Origin of the sequence: Chrysanthemum yellows phytoplasma, from assembly GCF_000803325.1 — a bacterium.
In the GTDB taxonomy this organism is placed as follows: domain Bacteria; phylum Bacillota_I; class Bacilli_A; order Acholeplasmatales; family Acholeplasmataceae; genus Phytoplasma; species Phytoplasma asteris.
The window spans coordinates 1-3,789 of the sequence record NZ_JSWH01000025.1; the positions used below are offsets into that span (position 1 = coordinate 1).

The following is a 3,789-nucleotide window of genomic DNA, read 5'->3' on the forward strand; positions in this document are numbered from 1 at the left end:
AATATACAATTACAAATAATATTTTTAATCTAATTTTTAACAAATAACAAATAAGGAAAAAACAAATTGTTAATTAACTATATTTTAACATCAAAAAAAAAAAAAAACAACAAATATGCTTATTTATTTTAAATATTTGTATTTTTCCATCAATTTACAAATAAAAACTGCTAAAATATTAAAATATTGAGTAATTTTAAAAATATTGATGCAAATAACAATATATGTTGTATAATAAGAGTACTTATTTGTAATCTATGATTTGTGCTTTTGGTTTTAAGATTTAAAGATTTAGCAATGATAATTTGGCAATTTAGCAATTTTATAATTTATAATTTTATAAATAAGTTGTAGCATAAATGGGGTTTGATAAGTTATAACAAAAAAGAAAAGTAATTTTATGAAATTTGTAAAAAAAGAAACAAAATACCAAAAAGACACAACAAATCCCAAAGAACACAAAGACAAACACAAACAAAAAAAGCATAAATGGCAATTAATTCACATATTGTGCCTTATTTTAATGGTTATTATAATGTTTTTAAGTAGTTTTATTTTATATAACAAAGAACGCAAAGATAAAATATTTACTCAAAAAAAAGAATCAACAAAACTACCAAATCCGATTATCCAAGAAAATAAACCAAATAAAGAAAATAATAATGAAATAGTTAACCAAATTAAATTAATTTCAAACGAAAATAATTTAATTGTTACAAACTCAAACGAAAATACCCAAATGATAAATATATACGATTCAATAACAAACAATTTAATCAAAAAAACTACTTTTTACCCCAATCAAAAAACTATTAATTTCATTGAAAAATACAACCCCCAAACTAAAAAATGCCTCCAAATAAAACACTTTACACAACAAGGAACTTTATTTTGTGTCATATATCTTGATCAAAATACTAAAAAAATAACAAAAATAATTTATTACCAAGACAATAACAAAATAGACAATGAAGCTAAATATAGCCTTCAAACTGGAAAAAAGATTTCTCATACTTACTATCTTAAAAACGGCATTGATATTGATTACATAGATAAATACAACGAAAAAGAAGAAATTTCAGAAACAATCCATTATATTGTTACAAAATACTAAACTAGTTTTGTTCCTTGAAAAAGCACCAAAATAAAAAAAGACCAACTTTGAAGTTGGTCTTTATATTATCATAAATATTTAGTTTTGGGAAATTTAGTCTTGATTTTAGTAAAAATAATATTTATAATTTTAAAAAACTAATTGTTATTTTGTGTTTGCAAAATTTTGAAAAATAAAATACAATATCAAAACAACAAATAATAAAATAAATATTACAAAGAAAAAAAATAAAAAACTATTGGTTACATTATAATTATTATTTTGAAAAGTATCAGAAGAACCGGAAACACCTGAAGGAGTTAAAGGACTTTGATCTTTTAAAATATTAAATTGAGTATTTAATTGATCTACATGAACTTTTTGATCTTTTAATTTGTTAATTCCACCCAATTGGTCTAAAGCTTCTTGTACTTTTGCATCTAAATTAGATGATTCATCAGAAACACTGCTTTTTGAATCTTGTTCATATATTTCATCATTTAATGTGGATATTGATTTCATATATGAAAAAATATTTGTAATTTTGTCTAAAACATTATCGTACTCTTTAGAAACTTCTCTAAATTTTAATGTTTTTGCTGTCAATATTTCAAATGATGTTAAAATACTATTAACATCTGTATTTAATTTTTGTACCCAAATATATATTTGTTCCAAATAATCAATTACTTGTTGTTGGGCTCCTACTTCTTTTTTTTTAATTAAATCTAGGATATTTATAAAAATGGGATCATTTAAATATTTTTGAATTTCTGTTTGATTATTAACTGCTAATTTATTAATTTCAGTTTTGATTTGAGTAATTATCGCGATAGAAACAAAACGCCTTAATTATTAGCTAATAATTAGGTTTTTTTGAGCCTCGCACAACACCGTACAAGCAAGTTTCCAAGCATACAGCGTTTATATAAAATATATTTCTTCTTTCGCCTTGTATTTGGTTTTCCCAAATTCCTTGGTAAGTCAGTCCACTTATGCATTCCAGCTAAGCTTTGAATTTCTTACGACTACTACGATTCTGCTTTTTCCTTGAGCCTAAACACTTAAGTTTATTTTAGATGCTTTTATACTTTTATCAAATAACTTTCTTTTAGCAAATAACTTTTAGGAAGATAGAAGTTACTCTAATTTCTTACCTTAATAGTTTTAGGAGAGATAACCACAATTAATATACAAAAATAAAAAAATTATGTGGTTGTGGTGGTTTTAGGTTTAGCAATTTTGCTTGCCACTTAAATCAATAAGTGTTAGTAAATTTTATATACGCAAAAAATATATAAACTGCCCTAAAATATAAGGTATCAACTGTTTTTCCTTATAGCTACTGCCCGTTTTTTTCTCTTAGGCTTATTGCAAAGCTTTTCCATGACTATTTTCAACTCGCAAATCCAAACGATAAACAGTTTCTCGTTTTTTTGCTTTTATTTTCTGCTATAATCTATCTTGCTTTCACAAAATAGACCAAAAATATGTTGTACTGCATTACTAATTGCAGTTGTAAGTGGTTAATTTACTAAGAAATTAGGCATCTTTCTCGCCCTTTTGCAATAAATCTTGACATTGTATTTTTATTTGTTCTGTTTGATTCTCTTTAGTTTCAATTAGAGTTATCACGTTTTCAATATCATCATCTTGGTCAGCAAAAATTAAATAATTGTGATTTAAAAATAGCAAAATAGCCCAAAAGCCAGCAAATATTAACAGTTTTGCTTTATGTTTTTTGAGTTTTACCATAATTTATATATCACCTGCTTTCTTTATATGATTTTATTTCCAACTTAACATTGAAATAAAATTTAAAAAATTAAAAAGGCAAATACAAAAATAGAAAATAAATAAATTTTAAAAATCATCTTTGTAGAATCATCAAAAAATGTATTTATTCTCATGCTAATTATAACACAAATTAAAGTTAAAAAATGTAATATTATAATAAAATCACTGCATTTTATTCAATTTTAACAAACTAAATCTCGATTAAAATTAATTAAATATTAAAAGAATAATTAATTCAGGTCATTTTAAAACGGTTTTTTAGATACAAAACATTTAAATTATGATATAATAAACCTACAGGATGATAGTTACTTTAAGTTTGTATATTTTAATTAGGAGGTTTTATAATTGTTAAAAAAATCAGTTAAAAACAATTATTTAATTTTCTTGATAGTAATTACATTTGTGTTTATTTCATGTTTCTTATCAGCATTTATTCCAAGTGCTTTTGCAGATGACAAAAAAGATCCAAAAGAAAAAACAACTCCTGTATCTGAATCACCACAATCACAAGGACCAAAATTAGGGGTAGTAGATTATGATTTAGTTCAAAGCTTTCAAGATTCTTTAAATACAAAAACATCATTATCATGTTCTTGCGTGGCTTACAAAATGAAATTATATTTAAAAGCCAAAAATCCTAAATCTCAATCTGAAGTTGGAACACTTGTAGAGTTTCTATATTCTAGCGTTCTAGGAGTTGATTATTGGGAAAATATAGAAGTAGACAATTTTGATAAATGCACATATGATGATGATAATACAAAAGCAAATTTAATAAGCATATTAACAATGATTTTTAAAGAAGCTAAAACACTTTTATCCAATGTAGATGAATCTTGTCTTCTTTTAGTAGAACAATTAAATGATAAACTTTTTGCAAGTTGGATACAAGATAC

Annotated in this window: 4 protein-coding genes; 2 read left to right on the top strand and 2 right to left on the bottom strand. The window is 23.8% G+C overall.

Annotated features, from left to right (window positions below; translation table 11 throughout):
* Positions 1–400 precede the first annotated feature (400 nt).
* Positions 401–1,114, top strand: a complete 714-nt coding sequence (locus tag OL66_RS00460; RefSeq protein WP_238568763.1) for a DUF2963 domain-containing protein — start codon at positions 401–403, stop codon at positions 1,112–1,114.
* A 144-nt stretch (positions 1,115–1,258) separates the two neighbouring features.
* On the opposite strand, the gene OL66_RS00465 is transcribed toward OL66_RS00460, so the two are convergent.
* Complete coding sequence (locus tag OL66_RS00465; RefSeq protein WP_034172034.1) at positions 1,259–1,771, bottom strand: hypothetical protein; 513 nt, start codon at positions 1,769–1,771, stop codon at positions 1,259–1,261.
* A gap of 864 nt (positions 1,772–2,635) precedes the next feature.
* The gene (locus OL66_RS00470; RefSeq protein ID WP_011160837.1) at positions 2,636–2,848 is read right to left on the bottom strand and encodes a hypothetical protein; all 213 of its coding nucleotides are present in this window, start codon (positions 2,846–2,848) and stop codon (positions 2,636–2,638) included.
* Positions 2,849–3,295: 447 nt separating this feature from the next.
* Here OL66_RS00470 and OL66_RS00475 point away from each other — a divergent pair.
* A partial coding sequence (locus tag OL66_RS00475; protein WP_156956337.1) for a hypothetical protein occupies positions 3,296–3,789 on the top strand: 494 nt, incomplete at its 3' end.